This window comes from Pseudomonas sp. LFS074, assembly GCF_047978165.1.
Taxonomy (GTDB): Bacteria; Pseudomonadota; Gammaproteobacteria; order Pseudomonadales; family Pseudomonadaceae; genus Aquipseudomonas; species Aquipseudomonas putida_P.
In genome coordinates, this window is the sequence record NZ_JBFPFV010000003.1 from 489,213 (window position 1) to 512,702 (window position 23,490).

Annotated in this window: 19 protein-coding genes, 2 tRNA genes and 1 pseudogene; 8 read left to right on the forward strand and 14 right to left on the reverse strand. The window is 61.0% G+C overall.

Translation table 11 applies throughout. The features are described from left to right. Positions 1 to 40: 40 nt before the first annotated feature. Positions 41 to 1,177 carry a branched-chain amino acid ABC transporter substrate-binding protein gene (locus ACNQP3_RS26270; protein ID WP_264316600.1) on the reverse strand — a complete coding sequence of 379 codons (1,137 nt, stop codon included), beginning with the start codon at positions 1,175 to 1,177 and terminating at the stop codon, positions 41 to 43. 448 nt (positions 1,178 to 1,625) lie between these two features. Between ACNQP3_RS26270 and pncB the strand changes: the two genes are divergently transcribed. Together pncB and nadE are read left to right on the forward strand one after the other, a co-directional pair. After that, positions 1,626 to 2,831, forward strand: a complete 1,206-nt coding sequence (gene pncB, locus ACNQP3_RS26275) for a nicotinate phosphoribosyltransferase (RefSeq protein WP_012274438.1) — start codon at positions 1,626 to 1,628, stop codon at positions 2,829 to 2,831. Between the two features lie 3 nt (positions 2,832 to 2,834). Beyond that, complete coding sequence (gene nadE, locus ACNQP3_RS26280; RefSeq protein WP_060494309.1) at positions 2,835 to 3,662, forward strand: ammonia-dependent NAD(+) synthetase; 828 nt, start codon at positions 2,835 to 2,837, stop codon at positions 3,660 to 3,662. A gap of 114 nt (positions 3,663 to 3,776) precedes the next feature. Here nadE and azu read toward each other — a convergent pair whose 3' ends face one another. Beyond that, complete coding sequence (gene azu, locus ACNQP3_RS26285) at positions 3,777 to 4,226, reverse strand: azurin (RefSeq protein ID WP_008099951.1); 450 nt, start codon at positions 4,224 to 4,226, stop codon at positions 3,777 to 3,779. A gap of 349 nt (positions 4,227 to 4,575) precedes the next feature. Here azu and ACNQP3_RS26290 point away from each other — a divergent pair, with 349 nt between their 5' ends. Then, positions 4,576 to 5,163: a TIGR00730 family Rossman fold protein gene (locus ACNQP3_RS26290; RefSeq protein ID WP_060494310.1), complete on the forward strand. Its 588-nt coding sequence runs from the start codon at positions 4,576 to 4,578 to the stop codon at positions 5,161 to 5,163. Between the two features lie 43 nt (positions 5,164 to 5,206). Here the strand turns inward: ACNQP3_RS26290 and ACNQP3_RS26295 are convergent, their stop codons facing one another. Beyond that, complete coding sequence (locus tag ACNQP3_RS26295) at positions 5,207 to 7,507, reverse strand: YgiQ family radical SAM protein (protein WP_041166605.1); 2,301 nt, start codon at positions 7,505 to 7,507, stop codon at positions 5,207 to 5,209. Positions 7,508 to 7,983: 476 nt separating this feature from the next. On the opposite strand from ACNQP3_RS26295, the gene ACNQP3_RS26300 reads away from it, so the two are divergent. Beyond that, a complete protein-coding gene (locus ACNQP3_RS26300) occupies positions 7,984 to 8,922 on the forward strand; it encodes an RHS repeat-associated core domain-containing protein (RefSeq protein ID WP_060514284.1) in 939 nt (312 codons plus the stop codon). Between the two features lie 42 nt (positions 8,923 to 8,964). Here ACNQP3_RS26300 and dnaB read toward each other — a convergent pair whose 3' ends face one another. From dnaB to rnr, 7 genes are all read right to left on the reverse strand, one after another. Continuing rightward, positions 8,965 to 10,362 carry a replicative DNA helicase gene (dnaB, locus tag ACNQP3_RS26305; protein WP_012274444.1) on the reverse strand — a complete coding sequence of 466 codons (1,398 nt, stop codon included), beginning with the start codon at positions 10,360 to 10,362 and terminating at the stop codon, positions 8,965 to 8,967. A 113-nt stretch (positions 10,363 to 10,475) separates the two neighbouring features. Further along, positions 10,476 to 10,922, reverse strand: coding sequence for a 50S ribosomal protein L9 (gene rplI, locus ACNQP3_RS26310; protein WP_012274445.1), 447 nt, complete (start codon positions 10,920 to 10,922; stop codon positions 10,476 to 10,478). Between the two features lie 20 nt (positions 10,923 to 10,942). After that, positions 10,943 to 11,806 carry a hypothetical protein gene (locus ACNQP3_RS26315; RefSeq protein WP_012274446.1) on the reverse strand — a complete coding sequence of 288 codons (864 nt, stop codon included), beginning with the start codon at positions 11,804 to 11,806 and terminating at the stop codon, positions 10,943 to 10,945. 33 nt (positions 11,807 to 11,839) lie between these two features. Next, positions 11,840 to 12,070: a 30S ribosomal protein S18 gene (gene rpsR / locus ACNQP3_RS26320; protein WP_003249563.1), complete on the reverse strand. Its 231-nt coding sequence runs from the start codon at positions 12,068 to 12,070 to the stop codon at positions 11,840 to 11,842. 28 nt (positions 12,071 to 12,098) lie between these two features. Next, positions 12,099 to 12,524 (reverse strand): 30S ribosomal protein S6, encoded by a 426-nt coding sequence (gene rpsF / locus ACNQP3_RS26325; protein ID WP_003249557.1) that lies wholly within the window; start codon positions 12,522 to 12,524, stop codon positions 12,099 to 12,101. A gap of 285 nt (positions 12,525 to 12,809) precedes the next feature. Next, entirely contained in the window at positions 12,810 to 13,556 is a 747-nt protein-coding gene (gene rlmB, locus ACNQP3_RS26330; RefSeq protein WP_060494312.1) for a 23S rRNA (guanosine(2251)-2'-O)-methyltransferase RlmB, read from the reverse strand. Further along, positions 13,553 to 16,126 (reverse strand): ribonuclease R, encoded by a 2,574-nt coding sequence (gene rnr / locus ACNQP3_RS26335; RefSeq protein ID WP_060494313.1) that lies wholly within the window; start codon positions 16,124 to 16,126, stop codon positions 13,553 to 13,555. The genes rlmB and rnr overlap by 4 nt, the downstream gene beginning before the upstream one ends. A 271-nt stretch (positions 16,127 to 16,397) precedes the next feature. Between rnr and ACNQP3_RS26340 the strand changes: the two genes are divergently transcribed. The 4 genes from ACNQP3_RS26340 to ACNQP3_RS26355 all read left to right on the forward strand — a co-directional run bounded on the left by ACNQP3_RS26340 (position 16,398) and on the right by ACNQP3_RS26355 (position 19,437). Further along, positions 16,398 to 16,484 (forward strand) — tRNA-Leu (locus tag ACNQP3_RS26340). Positions 16,485 to 16,572: 88 nt separating this feature from the next. Then, positions 16,573 to 16,659 (forward strand) — tRNA-Leu (locus ACNQP3_RS26345). A 199-nt stretch (positions 16,660 to 16,858) separates the two neighbouring features. Then, positions 16,859 to 17,872 carry an extracellular solute-binding protein gene (locus ACNQP3_RS26350; RefSeq protein WP_012274449.1) on the forward strand — a complete coding sequence of 338 codons (1,014 nt, stop codon included), beginning with the start codon at positions 16,859 to 16,861 and terminating at the stop codon, positions 17,870 to 17,872. Then, positions 17,872 to 19,437, forward strand: a complete 1,566-nt coding sequence (locus ACNQP3_RS26355) for an ABC transporter permease (protein ID WP_264316602.1) — start codon at positions 17,872 to 17,874, stop codon at positions 19,435 to 19,437. The genes ACNQP3_RS26350 and ACNQP3_RS26355 overlap by 1 nt, the downstream gene beginning before the upstream one ends. A 50-nt stretch (positions 19,438 to 19,487) precedes the next feature. On the opposite strand, the gene ACNQP3_RS26360 is transcribed toward ACNQP3_RS26355, so the two are convergent. The 4 genes and pseudogenes from ACNQP3_RS26360 to ACNQP3_RS26375 form a co-directional block, all read right to left on the reverse strand. Further along, positions 19,488 to 19,958 carry a DUF2867 domain-containing protein gene (locus ACNQP3_RS26360; protein ID WP_012274451.1) on the reverse strand — a complete coding sequence of 157 codons (471 nt, stop codon included), beginning with the start codon at positions 19,956 to 19,958 and terminating at the stop codon, positions 19,488 to 19,490. Between the two features lie 89 nt (positions 19,959 to 20,047). After that, the gene (locus ACNQP3_RS26365; RefSeq protein WP_370739372.1) at positions 20,048 to 20,932 is read right to left on the reverse strand and encodes a methyl-accepting chemotaxis protein; all 885 of its coding nucleotides are present in this window, start codon (positions 20,930 to 20,932) and stop codon (positions 20,048 to 20,050) included. Between the two features lie 21 nt (positions 20,933 to 20,953). Further along, positions 20,954 to 21,646, reverse strand: a pseudogene (locus tag ACNQP3_RS26370) (methyl-accepting chemotaxis protein); the annotation flags it as partial. A gap of 522 nt (positions 21,647 to 22,168) precedes the next feature. Beyond that, positions 22,169 to 23,461, reverse strand: coding sequence for an adenylosuccinate synthase (locus ACNQP3_RS26375; RefSeq protein ID WP_264316603.1), 1,293 nt, complete (start codon positions 23,459 to 23,461; stop codon positions 22,169 to 22,171). Positions 23,462 to 23,490: the final 29 nt, after the last annotated feature.

The window sequence follows — 23,490 nt, forward strand, 5'->3', positions numbered from 1 at the left end:
GGGCTTGGGCCCGAGCATCAGCCCGGGCCGTGGGCCGTTTTTATTTTTGTTTTTCCAGCTGGTGGTATTTACCGGTCTCGTCCCACTGGTAGACCACATAGTCGGAGACGGTCAGGTCACCTTTGCTGTCCCACTTTTTCTCGCCCATGACGGTCTGCACCGGGTTGGCCTTGAGCCACTTGGCAGCGTCTTCGCCTTTGTTCGACTTGGCGCCATTGAACGCGGCGGCCAGGGCCTGCAGCGAGGCATAAGCGTACAGGGTGTAGCCTTCAGGTTCGGTACCGGCCTTACGGAACTCCTCCACCACCGCCTTGCTGTCTGGCAGCAGGCGCGGGTCGGCACCGAAGGTCATGTACACGCCATCGACGTACTGCGCACCGCCAGCGGTGGACACCAGTTCGTCGGTGACGATGCCGTCATCGGACATGAACTTGACGTCCTTCAGGCCCTGCTCGCGCATCTGGCGTACCAGCGGGCCGGCTTCCGGGTGCAGACCACCGAAGTAGACCACGTCGGCGCCGGTGGAGCGGATCTTGGTCACTACGGCGCTGAAGTCTTTCTCGCCACGGGTCAGGCCTTCGTACAACACTGGCTTCACGCCGCGTTTTTCCAGCTGCGCCTTGGTCGCGTCCGCCAGGCCCTGGCCATAGGTGTCCTTGTCGTGCAGTACCGCGACTTTCTTGCCCTTGAGCACGTCGACGATGTAGTCGCCAGCGACGATACCCTGCTGGTCGTCACGGCCGCACATGCGGAACATGGCGCTCAGGCCGCGCTCGGTAACCTGTGGGTTGGTGGAGCCCGGAGTAATGGCGATGACACCCGCCTCGTCATACACCTCGGACGCCGGGATGGTGTTGGAGGAACAGAAGTGGCCGACCACGCCGATCACCTTGTCCTGATCCACCAGGCGGTTGGCCACGGCCACGGCCTGCTTCGGTTCACAGGCGTCATCGCCTTTGACCAGGACGATTTTCTCGCCGTTCACGCCACCGGCGGCGTTGATCTTGTCGGCCGCTGCCTGCGCACCTTTCATGTACTGCTCGCCAAACGCTGCGTTTGCCCCGGTCATGGGGCCCGCTACACCGATCTTGACGTCGGCCTGAACATACGAAGAAACACCCAGTGCCGTAGCTACGGCCAGAGCCAGGAAACCTTTCTTGTAAAACGTCTGCGACATGAGGTGGTGCTCCTAGAGTTTTTTTTGGTTGGCACTACAACTTCTCAGCCCTGTGCTCTGAGCAAGGGCCGTGCCATAGGTTTTGTCTTCCGGGAAAACACACTGTGCAGGGTGCCAGCAGGCGACCGGCGGCCTTTTCTTTATTGAGCGTGCAACCGTCTGCCGTGCGGCGGGCGCCACCACACGTACAGACAAGGAGCAACCGCCTGGTGCCATCATTGCAACCTCGGCAAGTGTTTACGTGCAACCGCCCTGTAACAGCGGACGTCACCGAAGTGCACACCGCTGGTGCGCGACTGCTACAGGCGGCACCGTTTGAAGGCTAGCCGGTGCACGGAAAAACACCTCTGTTTTGGCTGTTCTGGCTTCTTCGCGGGCCGGAACAGGCACAACAAGGCGCAAAAGGCTGGCACAATGTCGGCCATTCGCCGCTTCCGGAGCCCCCTTGATGAGCGAAAGCGCATTCGCCGAGCGCATCGTGCACAACCTGCTCGACACCGACTTCTACAAACTCACCATGATGCAGGGTGTGCTGCACAACTACCCGGACGCCGACGTCGAATGGGAATTCCGCTGCCGCAACGGCGAGGACTTGCGCCCTTACCTCGGCGAGATCCGCAACCAGCTGGAACGGCTCAACGACCTTACGCTGGACGATGGCCAACTGCCTTTCCTGGAACGCATCAGCTTCCTCAAGCCCGACTTCCTGCGCTTTCTGCGCCTGTTTCGCTTCAACTTGCGCTATGTGCGCGTCGGCATCGAGAACGACCAGCTGTTCCTGCGCCTGAAAGGCCCATGGCTGCATGTAATCCTGTTCGAAGTGCCGCTGCTGGCCATCATCAGCGAAGTGCGCAACCGCCAGCTGCACCCGCACATGCGCCTGGCCGAGGCGCGCGACCAGCTGTACCGCAAGTTCGACTGGCTGCGCGCGCATGCCAGCGACGAAGAACTGGCCGAACTGCAGGTAGCCGACTTCGGTACCCGTAGACGCTTCTCCAGCCGCGTGCAGGAAGAAGTGGTTCGCGTGTTGCGCGATGATTTTCCGGCCCGCTTCGTCGGCACCAGCAATGTCGACCTGGCATGGAAACTGGATATCAAGCCGCTAGGCACCATGGCCCATGAATGGATCATGGCCCACCAGCAGCTCGGCCCACGGCTGATCGACAGCCAGATTGCCGCGCTGGACTGCTGGGTGCGCGAGTACCGCGGCCTGCTCGGCATCGCACTGACCGACTGCATCACCATGGATGCCTTCCTCGGCGACTTCGATCTGTACTTCGCCAAGCTGTTCGACGGCCTGCGCCACGACTCGGGCGAGCCGGTGGCCTGGGCAGAAAAGGCCATCGCCCATTACCAGAAACTGGGTATCGACCCGATGACCAAGACCCTGGTGTTTTCCGATGGCCTCAACCTGACCCGCTCGCTGGAGATCTTCCGTGCCCTGCGCGGTCGCATCAACGTCAGTTTTGGCATCGGCACCAACCTGACCTGCGACATCCCGGGTGTGGCGCCAATGAGCATCGTGCTTAAAATGACCGACTGCAACGGCGCGCCGGTGGCCAAGATCTCGGACGAAGCCGCCAAGACCCAGTGCCGCGACGAGAACTTCGTCGCCTACATGCGCCACGTATTCAAAGTCCCCAGCAAGGAGTAACCCATGCAAGCGGTTCAGCAAGAGATTGCCCAGGCGCTGAAGGTACAGCCGCCGTTCGCCGACGCTGCAGCGCTTGAGGCCGAAGTTGCCCGGCGCGTGGCGTTCATCAAGGGCTGCCTGGCCAACGCCCGGCTCAAGACCCTGGTGCTGGGCATCAGCGGTGGCGTCGACTCGCTGACTGCCGCCCTGCTCGCCCAGCGCGCCATCAACGAGTTGCGCGCCGAGACCGGCGACAAGGCCTACACCTTCATAGCCGTGCGCCTGCCGTACCAGGTGCAGCATGACGAGCATGACGCCCAGGCCTGCCTGGACGTGATCAAGGCCGATGAAGTGCACACCGTGGACATTGCCCCGGCGGTACGGGCTTTGGCGGCTGAAGTGGTGGAGTTGAAGAACGGCTCGCCGACGTTGGTGGACTTCGTGGTCGGCAACGTCAAGGCGCGTACGCGCATGGTCGCCCAATACACCATCGCTGGCGCCCGCGCAGGCCTGGTGATCGGTACCGACCACGCTGCCGAGGCGGTGATGGGCTTCTTCACCAAGTTTGGTGATGGTGCCTGCGACCTGGCGCCGCTGAGCGGGCTGGTGAAGAACCAGGTGCGAGCGATTGCACGCAGCTTCGGCGCACCGGAGTCACTGGTGGAGAAAGTGCCGACGGCGGACCTGGAAGACCTGGAGCCGGGCAAGCCGGACGAAGCGTCGCATGGCGTGACCTACCAGCAGATCGATGCCTTCCTGCATGGGCAGCCGGTTGACCAGGCAGCGTTCGACATCATCGTCGCCACCTACCGCAAGACCCAGCACAAGCGCGAACTGCCGTTCGCCCCATGAAAGCTTCGCGGGCACGCCCGCACCCACAGATACACCACGCAAGCTGAACCTTGTGGTGTACCTGTGGGAGCGGGCGTGCCCGCGAATAGGCCCGAAAGCCCTGCAGCGCTATCGTTACTTGACGATGACCTTGCCTTTCATCATCGAGATGTGGCCCGGGAAGGTGCAGAAGAAGCTGTAGTCACCACCGGCTTCCAGCTTGGAAGTGTCGAACTTCACTTCGGTTTCTTTTTCTGGCGCACCGATCATTGCGGTGTGGGCGATGATGTTGGCGTTATCTTCCTTAAGGTAACCCTTTTCAATGCCCTGGCTCATGCCTTCGGTAGCAATGCCCTGCATGTCGGCAGTCTTGCTGATCACCAGGTTGTGGCCCATGACGTTCTTCGGCAGGTTGCCGGAGTGGGTCAGTTTGACGGTGAATTCCTTGCAGCTCTTGTCGACGGTGAATTCCTTGGTGGTATAGGACATTTGGTCCGTCGATTCGACAGTTACCGAGCACTCGGCGGCGAAGACAGAGGCGCTGGCGAGGGTCAGCAGGGATACCGCTACAGCTTTCGCAAACATCATGAATCTCCTTGGCAGGGTTTTATCAATTGCGAGACTGCCTGAACCCGTTCAGCCCCTTGCTGATATGGGTCAAGGGGGTGTCAAGTGGCCAGCCAGTAGAATTGTTCAATGGATTGTATACAACCAATCTAAGGGCACATCATGCCCTTTTATTGGACGATGGGACAACCTCTCATTTAGGAGCAATACCAAATGCCCATCTCCAACTTCCTGAATAGCCTGCTCGCTGCCTACGCCCATGGAGCCACCGGCGCCATCTGCGAATTCTCCCGGCCGGAGTGAAAGCGGCCTTGGAAGCGACGGACATGCACCGTACCCTGTGCACCTGAGTGACAGGAGATGAGCAATGCCCGTACGTTCCGTTTGTGTGTTCTGCGGCGCCAGCATCGGCGCCAACCCCGCCTACCGTGAAGCGGCCGTCGCACTGGGCCAGGCCATTGCGCGTCGCGGCCTGACCTTGGTGTATGGCGGAGGTGCCGTAGGCCTGATGGGTGTTGTGGCCGACGCGGCCATGGCAGCAGGTGGCGAGGTGGTAGGGATCATTCCGCAGAGCCTGCTGGACGCTGAAGTCGGCCACAAAGGCCTGACCCGCCTTGAAGTGGTTGATGGCATGCACGCACGCAAGGCCCGCATGGCCGAGCTGAGCGATGCCTTCATTGCCTTGCCGGGCGGGCTCGGTACGCTGGAGGAGTTGTTCGAAGTGTGGACCTGGGGGCAGTTGGGCTATCACGCCAAGCCGCTGGGGCTGCTCGATGTGAATGGCTTCTACGACAAGCTGGGCGGCTTCCTCGACCATATCGTCGAAGAAGGCTTTGTGCGCCCGCAGCACCGGGCGATGTTGCTGCTGGCGCAGCAGCCAGATGAGCTGCTAAATGGCATGGACAGCTTCGTCGCGCCGGTGGCGCCGAAGTGGGTCGACAAGAAGCCTGATTGACCTTGAGATGTTGGGACCGCTTTGCGGTCCCAACATGGATCGATCAGCGCGGGATAACAGGCTGACGTGGCTTCTTGTTGCCCTTGCCACCCTTGGCCGCTTCCTTGCGCTCCTTGGCCGCCTTCTCGTTTCGGGCAAACGCTTCGGCCTTGGCCTTCTCACGCTTGTCCCAAGGCTTGCTGCCATCGCTGGCACGCGGCGGCAGACCGGTGTGCTGGGTCAGGATCTTCTGGTCCTTGCCCACCTTGTGGCTACCCGCCGGCGTCGAGTTCTTGCGGCGCGCGCTCTGGTAGGTATCGCTCTGCGGCTGGTGCAGCGGGATCAGTTGGTGCTTACCCGGCCCGATCAGGTCGGCGCGGCCCATGCGCTCCAGCGCTTCACGCAGCATTGGCCAGCCTTTCGGGTCGTGGTAGCGCAAGAACGCCTTGTGCAGGCGGCGTTGCTCGTCGCTCTTGACGATCTCCACCCCTTCGCTCTTGTAGGTCACCTTGCGCAGCGGGTTCTTGCCCGAGTGGTACATGGCCGTAGCCGACGCCATCGGTGACGGGTAGAACGCCTGCACCTGGTCGGCGCGGAAGCCGTTGCCCTTCAGCCACAGGGCCAGGTTCATCATGTCTTCGTCGGTGGTGCCTGGGTGGGCGGCGATGAAGTACGGGATCAGGTACTGCTCCTTGCCCGCTTCCTTCGAGAACTTCTCGAACATGCGCTTGAAGCGGTCGTAGGTGCCGATACCCGGCTTCATCATCTTGTCCAACGGGCCACGCTCGGTGTGCTCCGGGGCAATCTTCAGGTAACCACCAACGTGGTGGGTCACCAGCTCCTTGACGTACTCCGGTGATTCCACCGCCAGGTCGTAGCGCAGGCCGGAGGCGATCAGGATCTTCTTCACACCCGGCAAGGCACGGGCCTTGCGGTACAGCTCGATCAGCGAGCTGTGGTCGGTGTTGAGGTTTTCGCAGATGCCCGGGAACACGCACGACGGCTTGCGGCAGTGCTTCTCGATGTCGTGGCTCTTGCAGGCGATGCGGTACATGTTGGCAGTCGGGCCGCCAAGGTCGGAGACCACGCCGGTGAAGCCCGGCACCTTGTCGCGCATCTCTTCGATCTCGTTCAGGATCGATTCGTGCGAGCGGTTCTGGATGATGCGGCCTTCGTGCTCGGTGATCGAGCAGAAGGTGCAGCCACCAAAGCAGCCACGCATGATGTTCACCGAGAAACGGATCATTTCGTAGGCCGGGATGCGCTCCTTGCCATAGGCCGGGTGCGGCACACGGGCGTAAGGCATGCCGAACACGTAGTCCATTTCTTCGGTGCTCATGGGGATGGGTGGCGGGTTGAACCACACATCCACTTCGCCATGCTTCTGCACCAGTGCGCGGGCGTTGCCTGGGTTGGTCTCCAGGTGCAGCACGCGGTTGGCGTGGGCGTAGAGTACCGGGTCGTTACGCACCTTTTCGAACGACGGCAGGCGGATCACCGACTTTTCCCGGGTCACGCTCGGGCTGTCGAGAATCTGCACCACCTTGGCTTCGTTCGGGTCTTCCTGGTCGCCCTTGGCCTGCTCGATGGCGCAGGCCTGGGTGTCCTGGGTGTTCACGTACGGGTTGATGATCTTGTCGACGCGGCCCGGGCGGTCGATACGGGTGGAGTCGATTTCGTACCAGCCTTGTGGTGTATCACGGCGCACGAAGGCGGTGCCACGCACGTCGGTGATGGTCTCGATCTTCTCGCCGTTGGACAGGCGCTGGGCCACTTCGACCACCGCGCGCTCGGCGTTGCCGAACAGCAGGATATCGGCGCTGGCGTCGATCAGGATCGAATGGCGAACCTTGTCCTGCCAGTAGTCGTAGTGGGCAATGCGGCGCAGCGAAGCCTCGATGCCGCCGAGCACGATCGGCACATGCTTGTAGGCTTCCTTGCAGCGCTGGCTGTACACCAGGCTGGCGCGGTCCGGACGGCTGCCGGCCAGGCCACCTGGGGTGTAGGCGTCGTCGGAACGGATCTTCTTGTCTGCGGTGTAACGGTTGATCATCGAGTCCATGTTGCCGGCGGCCACGCCGAAGAACAGGTTCGGCTCGCCGAGCTTCATGAAGTCGTCTTTCGACTGCCAGTTCGGCTGGGCGATGATGCCCACGCGGAAGCCCTGGGCCTCCAGCAGACGGCCGATGATGGCCATGCCGAACGATGGGTGGTCGACGTAGGCATCACCGGTCACGATGATGATGTCGCAGGAATCCCAGCCGAGCAGATCCATCTCCTCCCTGCTCATCGGCAGGAAAGGTGCTGGCCCGAAGCATTCGGCCCAGTACTTGGGATAGTCGTAGAGTGGTTTGGCTGCTTGCATGTCAGTGACCGGTTCTGGTGTGCAGGGAAATCGCGGGCGCGGAATATAGCACAAATTTTGACCAAATCCGACTGGATTCGTGGGGATTGATGAGCTGGGACGACAGTTGGGGGCGCGGGGTGTCGGCGATCACCGGCGCAGGCGGTGCCATCCTCCGCGCTGGATTCTTCGCGACTGAAGCCGCTCCCAGAGGTGTCCCTGCTAACCCAGTGAATTACGCGCTGCTACACGAAAACAGGCTTTATTCATCATCGAAGTTATACATACCCGGCGCCAAGTTATTGAAGCGGGTGTACTAACAGATAACCGGCTCTGATGTAATAGGAACTAGCAGGTGCGGGATATAGCACAAATTTTGACCTAATCCGACTGCAATGGCCGGCTGATCTCCCTCGAATGATCTGGCAATGTTGCCAGTTTCATCAACTTCCTGGCCCACCTAGCATTTAGGAAACACCCAACCCAGGAAGCAAGTGATGAAAATATTCTACGCGTCTCATCGCCCAACCCTATTGCTGGATGGCCGTGGATTCACCCGTATCTTCAATGCAGGGCCAGGCACCCTTACCACGCACCAGGAAAATCACAGCCGCTTGATCGGCAGTGAAATGTCCAATTCACCCTCTTGCACACTTGACCAAAACGGCCGCACCCAGCTGACCTTCAGTGCATACGGCGCTAGAGTCGACCACGGACAAATACCTGCCTTCAAAGGCGAGCTTGAGGATCTGGTCACCGGCCATTACCTGCTGGGAAATGGCTACCGCGCTTACAACCCTCATCTCATGCGTTTCAACAGTCCAGACAGCGACAGCCCATTCGCAAAAGGAGGGTTGAATACCTACTCATTTGCTCTTTGCGACCCGATCAACCGCCGTGATCCGACGGGGCACGCTTTCGAGTTCATTCGTAAGCTATTCGTCAACAAGACCTATCGCGGACCTATCGTGGCGGAGTTCGACGGAATTGTTGTTTTTACTGGGCAAGAACGACCGGACGGAAAATTACCCACCCTGTATATCAGCGCCCATGGCGCTCCAGGCGTGATAGGTGCTGACGGCACCAATATTTACGATGCAACACGCACTTTCAAGGCACTGACAAGCCGCAATATCCAGCTGCACAACAGGCAAATTCATGTACTTGCATGTGACACAGCTTTCCCCGACCCGCTTACCGGCAGCTCATATATCAGCGACCTAAGCGCCCTTACAAAGTTTCAAGTTTCTGGCTACGCGACCACAGTTGCAGTCGTGGAGCGCCGTCAAGGCAACGAATACATTGTAGAGAAACAAAGGGTGCTGCCGCACCATGGAATGACATCGACAAAGACCCGAGCGGGTAAAGGTAGAAAGCAGCAAGACGCCACTGACGACATTCAGGCTGAGATATCCAAGCGGATCAGGACCGCCTGAACATTGAGTCGCTCTAACGAGGCGAGCCTCTACCGACTCTTCTCATTCGTCGTCGTCGAAGTTGTACATGCCCGGTGCGAGGTTCTCGAAGCGGGTGTACTTGCCGATAAACGCCAGGCGCACAAAGCCAATAGGGCCGTTACGCTGTTTACCGATGATGATTTCCGCCACACCCTTGTGCTCGGTCTCGGGGTGGTACACCTCGTCGCGGTACACGAACATGATCACGTCGGCGTCCTGCTCGATTGCACCGGATTCACGCAAGTCGGAGTTCACCGGGCGTTTGTTCGGGCGCTGTTCCAGGGAGCGGTTCAGCTGCGACAGGGCGATGACCGGGCAGTTGAATTCCTTGGCCAGGGCCTTGAGCGAGCGGGAAATTTCGGAAATCTCGTTGGTGCGGTTATCACCGGAAGAGCCCGGGATCTGCATCAGCTGCAGGTAGTCGACCATGATCATGCCGATTTCACCGTGCTCACGCGCCAAGCGCCGCGTACGCGCACGCATTTCAGACGGGCTGATGCCGGCGGTATCGTCGATGAACAGCTTGCGGTCGTTAAGCAGGTTGACTGCCGAGGTCAGGCGTGGCCAGTCGTCGTCGTCCAGCTGGCCGGAACGAACCTTGGTCTGATCGATACGGCCAAGGGAGGAAAGCATACGCATGATCAGCGATTCACCTGGCATTTCGAGGGAGAACACCAGCACCGCCTTTTCGCTGCGTAGCACGGCGTTCTCAACCAGGTTCATGGCAAAGGTGGTTTTACCCATCGACGGACGGCCGGCGACGATGATCAAGTCGGCAGCCTGCAGGCCGCTGGTTTTTTCGTCCAGGTCGGTGTACCCGGTAGAGATACCGGTGATATCACTGTCGGAATTGAACAGCGTATCGATACGGTCGATGGCCATGGTCAACAGCTCGTTGACGCCTACCGGGCCACCGGTTTTTGGCCGAGCCTCGGCGATCTGGAAGATTTGCCGCTCGGCATCGTCGAGAATCTCTGCAGCGTTGCGCCCCTGGGGGTTGAACGCGTTGTCGGCGATGTCGGTACTGATACTGATCAACTGGCGCAGCGTAGCCCGTTCGCGAATGATCGCGGCGTAGGCCTTGATGTTGGCCACCGACGGGGTGTTCTTGGCCAGCTCGGCCAGGTACGCCAGGCCGCCTACCTGCGAGGACAGGCCTTCCTTGTCCAACTGCTCGTGCAGGGTCACCACGTCGAATGGCTGGTTGGCATCGACCAACTTGTGCACGGCGCGGAAGATCAGCCGGTGGTCATGCCGGTAGAAGTCACCATCCGACACCTGGTCCAGCACCCGCTCCCAGGCATCGTTGTCCAGCATCAGGCCACCGAGCACGGCCTGTTCGGCCTCGATGGAATGCGGCGGTACCTTCAGGGCTGCGGTTTGCAGGTCTAGCTGTTCGGAGGTGGTGATCTCGTTCATGGCCACGAAAGAATTCTGGAGGATGAAAAAGACAAAGGGCACGGCCTGTAAAAAACAGGACCGTGCCCGATGTTAACCGCCTGACTCGCAAGGAGCCAGCCAGTTAGCGCAGCTTAGGCAGCTACGACGACCACACGTACGGTGGCTTCAACGTCGCTGTGCAGGTGCACGGCTACGTCGTATTCGCCAACCTGACGGATGGTGCCGTTCGGCAGACGAACTTCAGCTTTGGCCACTTCTACGCCGGAGGCGGTCAGGGCGTCAGCGATGTCGTGGGTGCCGATCGAACCGAACAGCTTGCCTTCGTCGCCAGCGGTGGCAGTGATGGTCACTTCCAGCTCGGCCAGTTGGGCAGCACGGCTTTCAGCCGACGATTTCTTGTCAGCAGCTGCTTTTTCCAGCTCGGCGCGACGTTCTTCGAACGCAGCCAGGTTGGCGGCGTTGGCAACGGTGGCCTTGCCGAATGGCAGCAGGAAGTTACGGCCGTAACCAGCCTTAACTTTTACTTTGTCGCCCAGGTTGCCCAGGTTAGCGACTTTTTCCAGCAGGATCAGTTCCATTTGGTAAAACCTCTTAACTTTTAACCTTCACCGTTCGCGGAGTCATTCCCCTTGGGGGACTTGCGACCGCGAAAATCAATCAGGCTGTCGACAATGGCCAAAACCATCAGCAAGGGGTAAATCAGCTGCATGATCAGCGGCAGCGTCACGTACATGCCCACCAGCCAGAAACCAGCCAGTCGGCCCTGTGCCACCAGCCCATGCATCAAAGCGATGCCGGCCAGCACCAGAACCAGGCTTGAGGCCGATGCCAGGATGATGAACTGCGGCCCGATGAACGGGGCCACCACCATCACTGCCACCAAGACCGCCATGGTCTGTTTCGGCAACTTCAGCGCGCGAAACTCGCGACCGAAGCCTCCAGGGTTGTACAACGCTGCCTGCCAGTAGCGCGCCAGCACCAAGGCCAGCACACTGAACAACTGCACCGTCACTGCTGTGGAAGCGACCAGCACAGGGCGGATCAGCTCACCGGAGAGCACCGGCTGCCCCTCGATTTTCGGCATGGCTTCGGCAAACGCCTTGGCCAGCACATCGAAGGTTTGCGCCAGCGCCAGATCGAGCACGAGGCTGAAAGCCACGGCGAACACGGCACTGACCAGCAACACACGGCTCCAGGGATGCTCGGCACGCAACAGGGCGGCCAAGGCCACAGCACCCGCAATCACCAAAAAGGTGATGGGATCGCCCATGACCCATACGGCCAGCCCGGCCAGCAGGCCGCCGGCGATGACCGTTGTAGCATCCTTGAACCCACGCCGCAGCAGCACAAGGCTGCAGGCAGCGGCACTCAACCAGAACAGCAGCGGCAGTACCGCGCTGATGACCACCACCAGGGTGGCCTGCACACGACCGCGCATGATGAAACTTGCTAACGCTCGCATGCTAATCCCTTACTGCTTGTCGACGACCCGGTCTCAGCGGCCGTGGCTGTCGGTGTAGGGCAGCAGGGCCAGGAAGCGGGCGCGCTTGATAGCGGTAGCCAGCTGACGCTGATAACGAGCTTTGGTACCGGTGATACGGCTTGGAACGATCTTGCCGGTTTCGGATACGTAAGCTTTCAGGGTGTTGAGATCTTTGAAGTCGATCTCTTTCACGTCTTCAGCAGTGAAGCGGCAGAATTTACGACGACGGAAGAAACGTGCCATTTAATAGGCTCCTCTAAAGGTCCGTGGATTACTCGTCAGCGTTATCGCTGGAGTCGCTGTCATTGCTGTCGTCGCCTTCGGCGGAGTCAGCATGCTCAGGACGCTCACGACGCTCACGGCGCTCGCTGCGGTTTTCTTCAGCCTTCAGCATCTCGGACTGGCCGGTAACGGCTTCGTCGCGACGGATGACCAGGTTACGGATAACGGCATCGTTGTAGCGGAAGTTGTCTTCCAGCTCGGCCAGGGCCTTGCCGGTGCACTCAACGTTCAGCATCACGTAGTGAGCCTTGTGAACATTGTTGATTGCGTAGGCCAGTTGACGACGGCCCCAGTCTTCCAGGCGGTGGATCTTGCCACCGTCTTCTTCGATCAGCTTGGTGTAACGCTCAACCATGCCGCCGACTTGCTCGCTCTGGTCCGGGTGAACCAGGAAGATGATTTCGTAATGACGCATGAATGCTCCTTACGGGTTAGTAGTCTGCCAGCGAATCTGGTCAGACAAGGAGTGAATGACACTGTATGTCTTGCACGGAGGGGAGGCACATAAGCGCCTGCCAGCTCGGCAAGGGGCGCAATTGTAGAGAAGGCGGGGCGCACAAGCAAGGCAATTGGTGAATATTTGAACAGCCTGAAACATATTCAGAATGCGCCCGCCCCCACAAGCAATCCGCATTGCCAAAGGCAACAGTGAACCAGTGGGAGCGGGCGCGCTCGCGAAGACGGTGGAACTGGCTGAAGATCAGCGCTTGGCTTGACGCTGACGCACCGCTTCGAACAGGCAAACCCCGGTCGCAACCGACACGTTCAGGCTGCTGACGCTGCCAGCCATCGGCAATTTCACCAGAAAATCGCAATGCTCGCGGGTGAGACGGCGCATGCCCTTGCCTTCTGCGCCCATGATCATCACCAGGGGGCCGGTCAGGTCCTGCTGGTAGATCTCCTGCTCGGCCTCGCCAGCGGTACCCACTACCCACAAGCCACGCTGCTGCAGCTTTTCCAGGGTACGCGCCAGGTTGGTCACGGCCACCAGCGGGATCACTTCCGCCGCACCGCATGCCACCTTGCGCACAACCGGCGTCAGCGTTGCAGACTTGTCCTTGGGCACGATCACTGCCGTGGCACCCGCCGCATCGGCCGTGCGCAGGCAAGCGCCAAGGTTGTGCGGATCGGTGACACCGTCCAGCACCAGGATCAGCGGCGGCGTTTCAGTGCGCTCGAGCAACTCCTCGAGCATCAACTCGCCCCATACCTGGCTCGGGCTCACCTCGGCGACCACGCCCTGATGCACGCCCTCTACCCAGGCATCCAACTCACGGCGCTCGGCCTGGCCGACCGGCACGCGGTTCTCCGCGGCCAGCGCCAGCAAGGTTTCGAGGCGTGGCTCGCTGCGCCCTTCCGACAGCCAGATCTGCTTGACCCGCTTTGGATGGTGCTGCAGCAATGCCTGCACGGCGTGCACGCCGTAGATCTTTTCCAGCTGACTCATGACTTGCTCTTGCTCTTGCGTGGCGCGCCGGACTTCGGCGGGCCTTTACGGTGCTTGGTCGGTTTGCCGGACGGTTTGCCACCTTTTTCCGCCTTGCTGCCAGCGCTGCTGCGCGCGTCGGTCATCAGGGCTTTTTTCATCTCACGGCTTTTACGCACTTCAGCATTGCGCTGCACGGCATCCTTGGGGAAATACGCTTCGGACGCTTCGCTTTTGCGGCTGCGCGGCTTGGGCGTGGCTTTCGCTTCGGCAACCGGCGGCTGCTCGGCCTTTTCGGTAGCCTGTGCGGCGCCGCGCTGCTTGCGGCCGATCGGTGCGGCGAGGGTCTTGTCCGACACTTCGAAGTCGATCTTGCGCTCGTCCAGATCGACGCGCATGACCTTGACTTCGATGGTGTCGCCCAGGCGGAAGCTGCGCCCTGTGCGCTCGCCGGACAGGCGGTGATGCACCGGGTCGAAGTGGTAATAGTCGCCCGGCAGCGCACTGACGTGCACCAGGCCTTCCACATAGATATCGGTCAGCTCGACGAACAGGCCAAAACCGGTCACCGCAGTGATCACACCCGGGAACGTCTCGCCCACACGGTCCTTCATGAACTCGCACTTGAGCCAGTTGACCACGTCACGGGTGGCCTCGTCGGCCCGGCGCTCGGTCATCGAGCACTGTTCGCCGAGTTGCTCCAGGGTGTTTTCGTCGTACGGGTAGATACGCGCCTTGGGGATGCTCATGGCACCGGCACGCTTGACGTGCGGGGTATCTACCTTGGAACGGATGATGCTGCGGATGGCGCGGTGCACCAGCAGGTCCGGGTAACGGCGGATCGGCGAGGTAAAGTGGGTGTACGCCTCGTAGTTCAAGCCAAAGTGGCCGTTGTTCTCGGTGCTGTACACCGCCTGGCTCAGCGAGCGCAGCATGACGGTCTGAATCAGGTGGAAGTCCGGGCGCCCGGCGATGCTCGCCAGCAGAGCCTGGTAGTCCTTCGGCGACGGGTCCTTGCCCTTGTGCAGGCTCAGGCCCAGCTCACCCAGGAAGGCGCGCAGCTTTTCCAGGCGCTCTGGCGGCGGGCCGTCGTGCACGCGGTACAGGGCTGGCACGCCATGCTTCTGCAGGAACTCGGCGGTGGCCACGTTGGCCGCCAGCATGCATTCCTCGATCAGCTTGTGGGCATCATTGCGTACGGTCGGGCGAATTTCCGCGATCTTGCGCTGGTCACCGAAGATGATGCGGGTTTCCTGGGTTTCGAAGTCGATGGCACCACGCGTATGACGCGCATCCACCAGCACCTTGTACAGGTTGTACAGGTTCTTCAGGTCCGGCACGACTTCCTTGTACTCTTCGCGCAGCGCTTTGCCCTCACGGGTACGGGCGTGCTCGAGCATGCTGCTGACCTTGTTGTAGGTCAGGCGGGCGTGAGAGTGGATCACGCCTTCGTAGAACTGATAGTCGACCATCTGGCCGGCTTTGTTCATGGTCATTTCACAAACCATGGCCAACCGGTCGACATGCGGGTTCAGCGAGCACAGGCCGTTGGACAGCTCTTCGGGGAGCATCGGCACCACACGCTCGGGGAAGTACACCGAGTTGCCGCGCTGCTGGGCTTCGACATCCAGGGCCGAGCCCAGGCGCACGTAGCTGGAAACGTCGGCAATGGCCACGTACAGACGCCAGCCACCGGAGAACAGGCGCAGCTTGCCCAGGGGCTCGCAATAAACGGCATCGTCGAAGTCGCGGGCGTCTTCACCATCAATGGTGACGAACGGCAGATGGCGCAGGTCGACGCGCTTCTCTTTATCCTTCTCCTCGACTTCGGAGCGGAACTTGCGTGCTTCCTTGACCACATCAGCAGGCCAGACGTGCGGGATGTCGTAGCTGCGCAGGGCTACGTCGATTTCCATGCCTGGGGCCATGTAGTTGCCGATGACCTCGACCACATCGCCTTGCGGCTGGAAGCGCGGGGTTGGCCAGTGGGTGATCTTGATTTCGACGAACTGACCGATCTTGGCACCGCCGTTACGCCCGGCGGTCACCAGCACTTCCTGCTGGATCTTCGGGTTGTCCGGCGTCACGTAGCCAATGCCGCCTTCTTCGAAATAGCGACCGACCACGCTCTCATGGGCGCGGGAAATGACCTCGACGATCACCCCTTCACGGCGCCCACGGCGGTCTGTGCCGGAAACCCGCGCCAACGCGCGGTCGCCATCGAAGGCCAGACGCATCTGCGACGGGCCAAGGAACAGGTCATCACTGCCATCATCGGGGATGAGGAAACCAAAACCGTCGCGGTGGCCGGAGATACGGCCGCAGATCAGGTCCAGCTTGTCCACCGGGGCATAAGTGCCGCGCCGGGTATAGATAAGCTGGCCATCGCGCTCCATGGCACGCAGGCGGCGGCGCAGGGCTTCGATCTGGTCTTCCTCATACAGACCAAACTCTTTCGCCAGCTCCTCGCGGGCAGCGGGTTCGCCACGGTCGGCGAGGCGCTGCAGGATCAGCTCACGGCTGGGAATGGGGTTGTCGTATTTTTCCGCTTCGCGAGCGGCCTCGGGATCGAGGGATTGCCAATCGGCCATCAGAAGGGGTTCACCTTGGGGTATATAGATAGGAATTCTGGCATAGGCGTATTGAAACCGGAAATGTCTGCCTTGGACAGCCCCCGCTGCAGTGCATAGACAGCCGTAATAGGCCTGTGGAATCAACAAGTTGAATTTTTTGATTTTTTTTTGATTGGGGGCTTTACAGCCTTGGGGAGCGTCCGTATAGTGCGCACCACAACGACGGACAACCCCGAAGTTGTAGTAGAGATGAACGGCGCTGTAAAGCATCTTGTAATCTCGAATGTGTGCCCAGGTGGCGGAATTGGTAGACGCGCTGGTTTCAGGTATCAGTGACCGCAAGGTCGTGGAAGTTCGAGTCTTCTCCTGGGCACCAAATATTTTCAAGTAACAGATGACCAAGGATCTGTTACTACTGTGTGAAAGCGAACGATAGTCGCCTTCTGCAGATGATGTAAAGCTTTGCCCAGGTGGCGGAATTGGTAGACGCGCTGGTTTCAGGTATCAGTGACCGCAAGGTCGTGGAAGTTCGAGTCTTCTCCTGGGCACCATACAAAAACCCACTAGCTTGCTAGTGGGTTTTTTCTTGCCTGCGTTTTGTGCATCCCTCCCCTTTCGGCCATTGGTGCAAACCCATTTCGACGGTTACACCATCGTCTGACCATGAATTTCTCGTCACCCGGCCACTTGAGAAACGATTTCGTTTACCATTGTTTCCAAATATGTAGCCGTAAGCGAGGAAGTACCCGCATGACGATCCGCCCGCAACCGCTGATGCGCACCTTGGCCGCCGCCGTGCTGAGCCTGGTCATCGGCGCTCCGGCCGCCATGGCAGACGCACCGGTCAGCCTGACCATGTACAACGGTCAGCACAAGGAAATCGGCGAAGCCATCGCCAAGGCCTACGAGGCCAAGACCGGTATTCATATCGACATCCGCAAGGGCAGCAGCAACCAGCTGGCCAGCCAGATCATCGAGGAAGGCGACCGTTCGCCGGCCGACATCATCTACACCGAAGAGTCCCCACCCCTGAACAACCTGGGCGAACTGGGCCTGCTGGCCAAGATCGACGACGCCACCGCGAACATGATGCCCAAGGAGTACGTTGGCGCCAACGGTACCTGGATGGGTATCACGGCCCGTACGCGCATCGTGGTGTACAACCCGAAGAAGGTCGACGAAAAAGACCTGCCAACCACGGTGATGGACTTCGCCAACCCTGAGTGGGAAGGCCGCGTCGGCTACGTGCCCACCAGTGGTGCGTTCCAGGAGCAGGCCGTGGCCATTCTGAAGATGCATGGCCGCGAAGCCACCGAAGAATGGCTGACCGGCCTGAAAGCTTTCGGCAAGACCTACACCAACAACATGGTCGCCCTCAAAGCCGTGGAAAAAGGCGAAGTGGCGGCGGTCCTGGTGAACAATTACTACTGGTACGCGCTTGAACGCGAGCGCGGCAAGCTGGACACCAAGCTCTACTACCTGGCCGACGGCGATGCCGGCAACCTGGTCACCATCTCTGGCGCGGCCGTGGTCAAGGCCAGCAAGCACCCGAAAGAAGCCCAGGCTCTGCTCAACTGGATGGCCAGCGAAGAGGGCCAACGCGTGATTACCCAGACTACCGCCGAGTACCCGCTGCACAAGGGCATGGTTTCGGACCGTGGCCTGAAGCCGTTCAACGAGCTGCGCCCGCCGAACATCTCGCCAGCCGACCTGGGTAATGCCGAAGAAGCCATCGAGCTCGAGCGCGAGGTCGGTCTGCTCTGATGACTGCCGCCCTGTCCGAACCGGCGCCGGTACGCTTCGTTCCGCGCCGCAAGCGCCCGTCCATCTGGGTGGTGCTGCCTGTGCTGTTCCTGGTGGCGATGAGCTTGCTGCCACTGGCTTACGTCGCCATCAAAGCCTGGGAAGCAGGCTGGCGCGAAGCCTTGCACCTGCTGTGGCGGCCCTTTGTCTGGGGGCTGATGCGCAACACCCTGATGCTGATGGTCGGGGTGACACTGACCTGCATGGTGGTCGGCCTGGCGCTGGCCTGGTTGCTGGAGCGCAGCAACCTGGCCGGCCGTCGGCTGTGGGGCGTGGTGTTGTGCCTGCCGTTCGCCGTGCCATCGTTCGTCAGCAGCTTCACCTGGGTGTCGCTGAGCTCGAACTTCGAAGGCCTTGGCGGGGCGATCATGGTCATGGCCCTGTCCAAGTACCCGCTGGTGTTCCTGCCTGTTGCCGCGACCCTGCGCAACCTCGACACCTCGCTTGAGGAATCGGCGCGCACCCTGGGCTGCAGCCGCTGGGGCGTGTTCAGCAAGGTCACCCTGCCGCTGCTGTGGCCGTCGATGCTCGGTGGTGCGCTACTGATTGCCCTGCATATGCTGGTGGAGTTTGGCGCGCTGTCGATCCTAGGCCTGCAGACGTTCACCACGGCCATCTACCAGCAGTTCGAACTGGAGTTCAGCAATGCCAACGCGGCCATGCTGTCTGCTGTGCTGCTGGCGATGTGCCTGGTGATGCTTTGGTTGGAACTGCGCGTACGCGGCAAAGCCCGCCATGTGCGCATCGGCCAAGGCGTAGCGCGGCGCGCGCAACCCGTGCGGCTGCGGGGCTGGGCGGTGCTGGCGCAGCTGTTCTGCATTGGCCTGGCAGTGCTGGGCAGCGGTATTCCGCTGGCCATGCTCGGCTACTGGCTTAGCGTCGGTTCATCGGCAGCGTTCCCGGTGGCAGCCATTTCCAAGGCGCTGTTCACTTCGCTGTCGGTGTCACTTGGCGGTGCAGGTTTCTGTGTGTTGCTGGCCCTGCCGATCAGCTTCCTGGTGGTACGTTACAAAGGTCGCCTGGCGATCTGGGCCGAGCGCCTGCCGTACCTGTTGCACGCCCTCCCCGGCCTAGTGATTGCCCTGACCTTGGTGTTCTTCGCCCTGCACTACGTGCCGGCGCTGTACCAGACCACGGCATTGCTGCTGCTGGCTTATGCGCTGCTCTTCTTGCCATTGGCCCAGTCGCCAGTGCGCACCGCGCTGAACAAGGCCTCGCCGACGCTGGAGGAAGCCGCGCGCACGCTGGGTGCCAACAGCTTCGCGGCGTTCTGCCGGGTGACCTTGCCAATCATCTTCCCAGCCATGGCGGCAGCGTTTGCGCTGGTGTTCCTGGATGCCATGAAAGAGCTGACCGCTACCCTGCTACTGAGCCCGACCGGGATGACCACCCTGGCGACCGAGGTATGGGCACACACCGCCAACGTCGAATTCGCCGCAGCGGCGCCTTATGCGGCATTGCTGATTGTGGTGTCGGGGCTGCCGGTTTATCTGCTGACCACGCGGATGTACCTGAACAAGGCATGAGTCGTGTAGCCCTCATCACCTGCAAGGCAGCGATGAGGGCACCCCAGCCATCACGCGATATTGCGCAGCATGCGCCGCACGATTGGCCCGTGAGCCATGCCGACAGGCAGCATGTAGTAGCGACCGAAACGATTGAAGCACTGCACCGAGGTGGTGACGCTAAGGCGCTGCCGGCCTTGCTCTGCTTCATCCAGGTCCATGCTCACCATGACCGCCAAGTGCGTGTCACGTGAAGTCAGGACCAGTTGCTGGTCGCTGATCGCCTCAACGGTGAAGAAATCCAGAAGCCCACCCACTACCGGAGCCCGCTCGGGGTTAAGTGACGAGAAGCCGTGGATAGCAGCGACGTTGAACCGGCGCGAGATGAAGTCGCGCAGGCGGAAGGCTGCAGCCAACCAGCCCGGCACGTCCGAGGTCATGGCGTAATAGGCCTTGATGGCAGTCATTGGCGCAGTGACGTTTATGCCATCGCTATGAAGAAAATCCAGCTCCGCCGGAGCGGCGACCAGTTGGGCGGACATGAACAACTCCTTTTGTCACGTGTCGCCGCCATCATAGCAATGCCGCCCACGGAGTAACGGCCCTGTGTGCCGCTCCCACAACGCTCACCTTATGCCCTGAATTGTCCCAGGCTTGCCCGCAATTGCGCCGCCAAGTCATCCAGCACCTTGCTGCTGGCCGTGGTCTGCATCACCACCTCAGCCGAGCGCTCAGCCTGGGCATGGATGGTTTCCACCCGGCCACGCACCGCCTGCGCGCCATTCGCCTGCTGCTCAGCAGCGCGGGTAGCAAGGCCAATGGCCGCATGCACCTGCTCGACCGCCGCCTGCACCGACTGTTGCCGGCGTTCGTTGTCACGCAGCACCAGCAACCCTTCGCTGGCCTTGAGCCCGGCCTGGCTGATAGTCGCCACTGCTTCCTTGGCGCCCTTCTGCAACGCGGCAATATGCGCCTGGATATCCCCGGTGGAGCTTTGCGTCTTGCTCGCCAGCGCCCGCACTTCGTCGGCTACCACGGCAAAACCGCGCCCGGTTTCACCAGCTCGGGCCGCCTCGATGGCAGCATTCAAGGCCAACAGATTGGTCTGCTCGGCGATGCCATGGATCACTGTCAGCACCACTTCGATCTGCTCACTCTGCTTGGCCAGCCGCTCGATCACCTGGGAGCCGGTATTCACTTGCCCGGCCAGGTTCTCGATCAAGCCGGCGAGCTGGGTCGAGGTGCGACTGTTCTCGTCAGTGGCCTGGCGGATATCCACCACCTGCTGCAAGGCCGCCTGCATCGCATGGCTTTCGGCCTGAGCCTCATCGGCCATGCTCGACAGGTCACGCAGGCTAGCCGCCACTTCATCGCGCTGCAGCGCAGCAGCGGCATCGGCACCCGCATTGCGCTGGGCCATTGCACCAATTTCCACGCCGGTGCGCTGCGCCACTTCACCCGCCTCGCGCACGATCGGTTGCAGCTTGTCGACAAAGCGGTTCACCGCCGAGGCCATGTCGCCAATTTCATCGCGGCTGTCGAGCGGCACACGCTTGGTCAGGTCACCTTCACCGGCCGCCAGATCGTCCAAGGCGCCAATTAACAAACGCAGCTTGCTCAACACTCGACGACCCAGCACTAAAGCCACCACCAACAGTACGCCCAGGCCAACCAGCACCAGGCCCAGACCGATGCGCCAGCGCAGCTCGGCGGCGGCTTCGCGCACGGTCTGCGCGGTATTGGCCTGCATTGCGGCCGCGCTGCCTTGGGCTTTCTCCAGGCGTTCGCGCAGGGTCTTGCCACTGTCGGCAGCAGCGCCGACCAGGCTGTCACCAACCAGCTGTTCACCACTGGCGATCAGTGCCGCAAAGCGTTGATCCAGGGCTTTGAGCTCCTGATCGATACCGGCCGTGGAAACCCCCATCACCACCTTGCCGATTTCTGCGCCATTGGGGTTGATCGAGGCTTCGACAAAGTACACCGCCTGGTCGCGCCGGGCGGCGTCGATCACCTTGTCCAGCGCACGTTCGCCCTGGCCCTTTTCCATCAGCGCCTGATTGATCGGGTTTTGCCGGTTGAGGTAGCGGGTCAGGTGCTGGCCCTGGGCGTCGTCGTACACCACGAACAGCACGTTAGGGTTGCGCTGGGCGCGCCGGGCGAAGTCGGAGAGTACCGGCACATCGTTGTCCCAGATCGCCCTAGGCGCAACCGAAGCCAGTAGCTCGGCCATGTCGTTGGCGGAGTCCTTGAGGTTCTTTTCCAGGGTGTTGCGCAGTTGCTGCTGTTCGCTTTGCAGGCGTTCCGACAACCCTGCACTCAGGCGCTGACGGGTGCTGCTGGACAGGCCGTCGAGCCCCGTGCGCACATCTTGCCCAGCTTGCTCCAGGTCGCTGGCGAGCTGGCGGCTGTCATTGCCCAGGCGCTCGCCAAGGTCGGCCTCCAGAGCAGTGACTGTGCTTCGGGTAAGCGCAACGGCCACCAGCACCTGCACCAAAAGAGCGATACCAAGGGCAACAAACACAGGCCGCAAGAGGCGGCTTCGTAACAGTGAGAGGATGGCAGACACGGTGTAACCCTCGTGTTTTCTGGCGCCACTATTTTGATGGCATCTACAGAAACTTCTTACAGCAAGGGTTGTGCCGGAGGCAGCAGGGATAAACGCCAAGGTTCAGCAAGGCGGTTACCTGCCCCACAAATGAAAACGCCGCAGCCCCTTTCAGGGCCACGGCGTCAGATCAGCCTGGAGGGCAGATCAGGCGAACGGGTGACGCAGCACGATGGTCTCGTTGCGGTCCGGGCCGGTCGAAATGATGTCGATCGGTGCGCCGACCAGCGCTTCGATGCGCTTGATGTAGTCACGCGCAGCTTGCGGCAGCTCTTCCAGGGTTTTCACGCCCAGGGTCGACTCGCTCCAGCCTGGCATCTCTTCGTACACCGGCTCCAGGCCAATGTAGCTGTCGGCGTCGGAAGGCGCGTCGATGACCGCACCGTTCTCGTTCTTGTAGCCCACGCAGATGTTGATGGTTTCCAGGCCGTCCAGTACGTCCAGCTTGGTCAGGCAGATGCCCGAGATGCTGTTGACGTCGATGGCGCGACGCAGGATCACGGCATCGAACCAGCCGCAACGACGGGCACGGCCAGTGGTGGAACCGAACTCGTGGCCACGCTTGGCCAGGGTAGCGCCGGTCTCGTCGAACAGCTCGGTCGGGAACGGACCGGAACCTACGCGAGTGGTGTAGGCCTTGGTGATACCCAGGATGTAGTCCAGGTACATAGGACCAACGCCGGAACCGGTGGAGATACCGCCAGCAGTGGTGTTGGAGCTGGTGACATACGGGTAGGTACCGTGGTCGATGTCCAGCAGCGAGCCCTGGGCGCCTTCGAACATGATGTCCTTGCCGGCGCGACGCAGGTTGTGCAGCTCGGCGGTGACATCGAGCATCATCGGCTTGAGCTGTTCGGCGTAGGCCATGCACTCATCCAGGGTTTGCTGGAAGTCGATGGCCGGCTCTTTGTAGTAGTTCACCAGCTGGAAGTTGTGGTAGTCCAGCAGTTCACCCAGCTTGGCAGCGAAACGCTCGCGGTGGAACAGGTCACCCACGCGCAGGCCGCGGCGCGCGACCTTGTCTTCGTAGGCTGGGCCGATGCCACGGCCGGTGGTGCCGATCTTGGCTTCGCCACGGGCTTTTTCACGGGCCTGGTCCAGGGCCACGTGGTACGACAGGATCAGCGGCGCAGCCGGGGAGATGCGCAGGCGCTCGCGCACCGGTACGCCCTTCTCTTCCAGCTTGGTGATTTCACGCATCAGTGCGTCCGGGGCAACGACCACGCCGTTGCCGATCAGGCACTGTACGCCTTCACGCAGGATGCCGGACGGAATCAGGTGCAGAACGGTCTTCTCACCGTTGATCACCAGGGTGTGGCCCGCGTTGTGGCCACCTTGGTAGCGCACTACGGCGGCAGCATGTTCGGTCAGCAGATCGACGATCTTGCCTTTGCCCTCATCACCCCACTGGGTGCCCAGGACGACGACATTCTTACCCATTACATTGGTCCTCATTCACGCAAACTTGG

What these genes read in the sequence shown, in the direction of transcription:
- rpsF (WP_003249557.1), bottom strand. Translation starts at nt 12,524, where the DNA reads ATGCGTCATTACGAAATCATCTTCCTGGTTCACCCGGACCAGAGCGAG.
- ACNQP3_RS26315 (WP_012274446.1), bottom strand. Translation starts at nt 11,806, where the DNA reads ATGCGAGCGTTAGCAAGTTTCATCATGCGCGGTCGTGTGCAGGCCACC.
- ACNQP3_RS26355 (WP_264316602.1), top strand. Translation starts at nt 17,872, where the DNA reads ATGACTGCCGCCCTGTCCGAACCGGCGCCGGTACGCTTCGTTCCGCGC.
- nadE (WP_060494309.1), top strand. Translation starts at nt 2,835, where the DNA reads ATGCAAGCGGTTCAGCAAGAGATTGCCCAGGCGCTGAAGGTACAGCCG.
- ACNQP3_RS26295 (WP_041166605.1), bottom strand. Translation starts at nt 7,507, where the DNA reads ATGCAAGCAGCCAAACCACTCTACGACTATCCCAAGTACTGGGCCGAA.
- pncB (WP_012274438.1), top strand. Translation starts at nt 1,626, where the DNA reads ATGAGCGAAAGCGCATTCGCCGAGCGCATCGTGCACAACCTGCTCGAC.
- rnr (WP_060494313.1), bottom strand. Translation starts at nt 16,126, where the DNA reads ATGGCCGATTGGCAATCCCTCGATCCCGAGGCCGCTCGCGAAGCGGAA.
- ACNQP3_RS26270 (WP_264316600.1), bottom strand. Translation starts at nt 1,177, where the DNA reads ATGTCGCAGACGTTTTACAAGAAAGGTTTCCTGGCTCTGGCCGTAGCT.
- ACNQP3_RS26350 (WP_012274449.1), top strand. Translation starts at nt 16,859, where the DNA reads ATGACGATCCGCCCGCAACCGCTGATGCGCACCTTGGCCGCCGCCGTG.
- ACNQP3_RS26365 (WP_370739372.1), bottom strand. Translation starts at nt 20,932, where the DNA reads ATGGCCTCGGCGGTGAACCGCTTTGTCGACAAGCTGCAACCGATCGTG.
- ACNQP3_RS26290 (WP_060494310.1), top strand. Translation starts at nt 4,576, where the DNA reads ATGCCCGTACGTTCCGTTTGTGTGTTCTGCGGCGCCAGCATCGGCGCC.
- azu (WP_008099951.1), bottom strand. Translation starts at nt 4,226, where the DNA reads ATGTTTGCGAAAGCTGTAGCGGTATCCCTGCTGACCCTCGCCAGCGCC.
- ACNQP3_RS26300 (WP_060514284.1), top strand. Translation starts at nt 7,984, where the DNA reads ATGAAAATATTCTACGCGTCTCATCGCCCAACCCTATTGCTGGATGGC.
- ACNQP3_RS26375 (WP_264316603.1), bottom strand. Translation starts at nt 23,461, where the DNA reads ATGGGTAAGAATGTCGTCGTCCTGGGCACCCAGTGGGGTGATGAGGGC.
- dnaB (WP_012274444.1), bottom strand. Translation starts at nt 10,362, where the DNA reads ATGAACGAGATCACCACCTCCGAACAGCTAGACCTGCAAACCGCAGCC.
- ACNQP3_RS26360 (WP_012274451.1), bottom strand. Translation starts at nt 19,958, where the DNA reads ATGTCCGCCCAACTGGTCGCCGCTCCGGCGGAGCTGGATTTTCTTCAT.
- rpsR (WP_003249563.1), bottom strand. Translation starts at nt 12,070, where the DNA reads ATGGCACGTTTCTTCCGTCGTCGTAAATTCTGCCGCTTCACTGCTGAA.
- rlmB (WP_060494312.1), bottom strand. Translation starts at nt 13,556, where the DNA reads ATGAGTCAGCTGGAAAAGATCTACGGCGTGCACGCCGTGCAGGCATTG.
- rplI (WP_012274445.1), bottom strand. Translation starts at nt 10,922, where the DNA reads ATGGAACTGATCCTGCTGGAAAAAGTCGCTAACCTGGGCAACCTGGGC.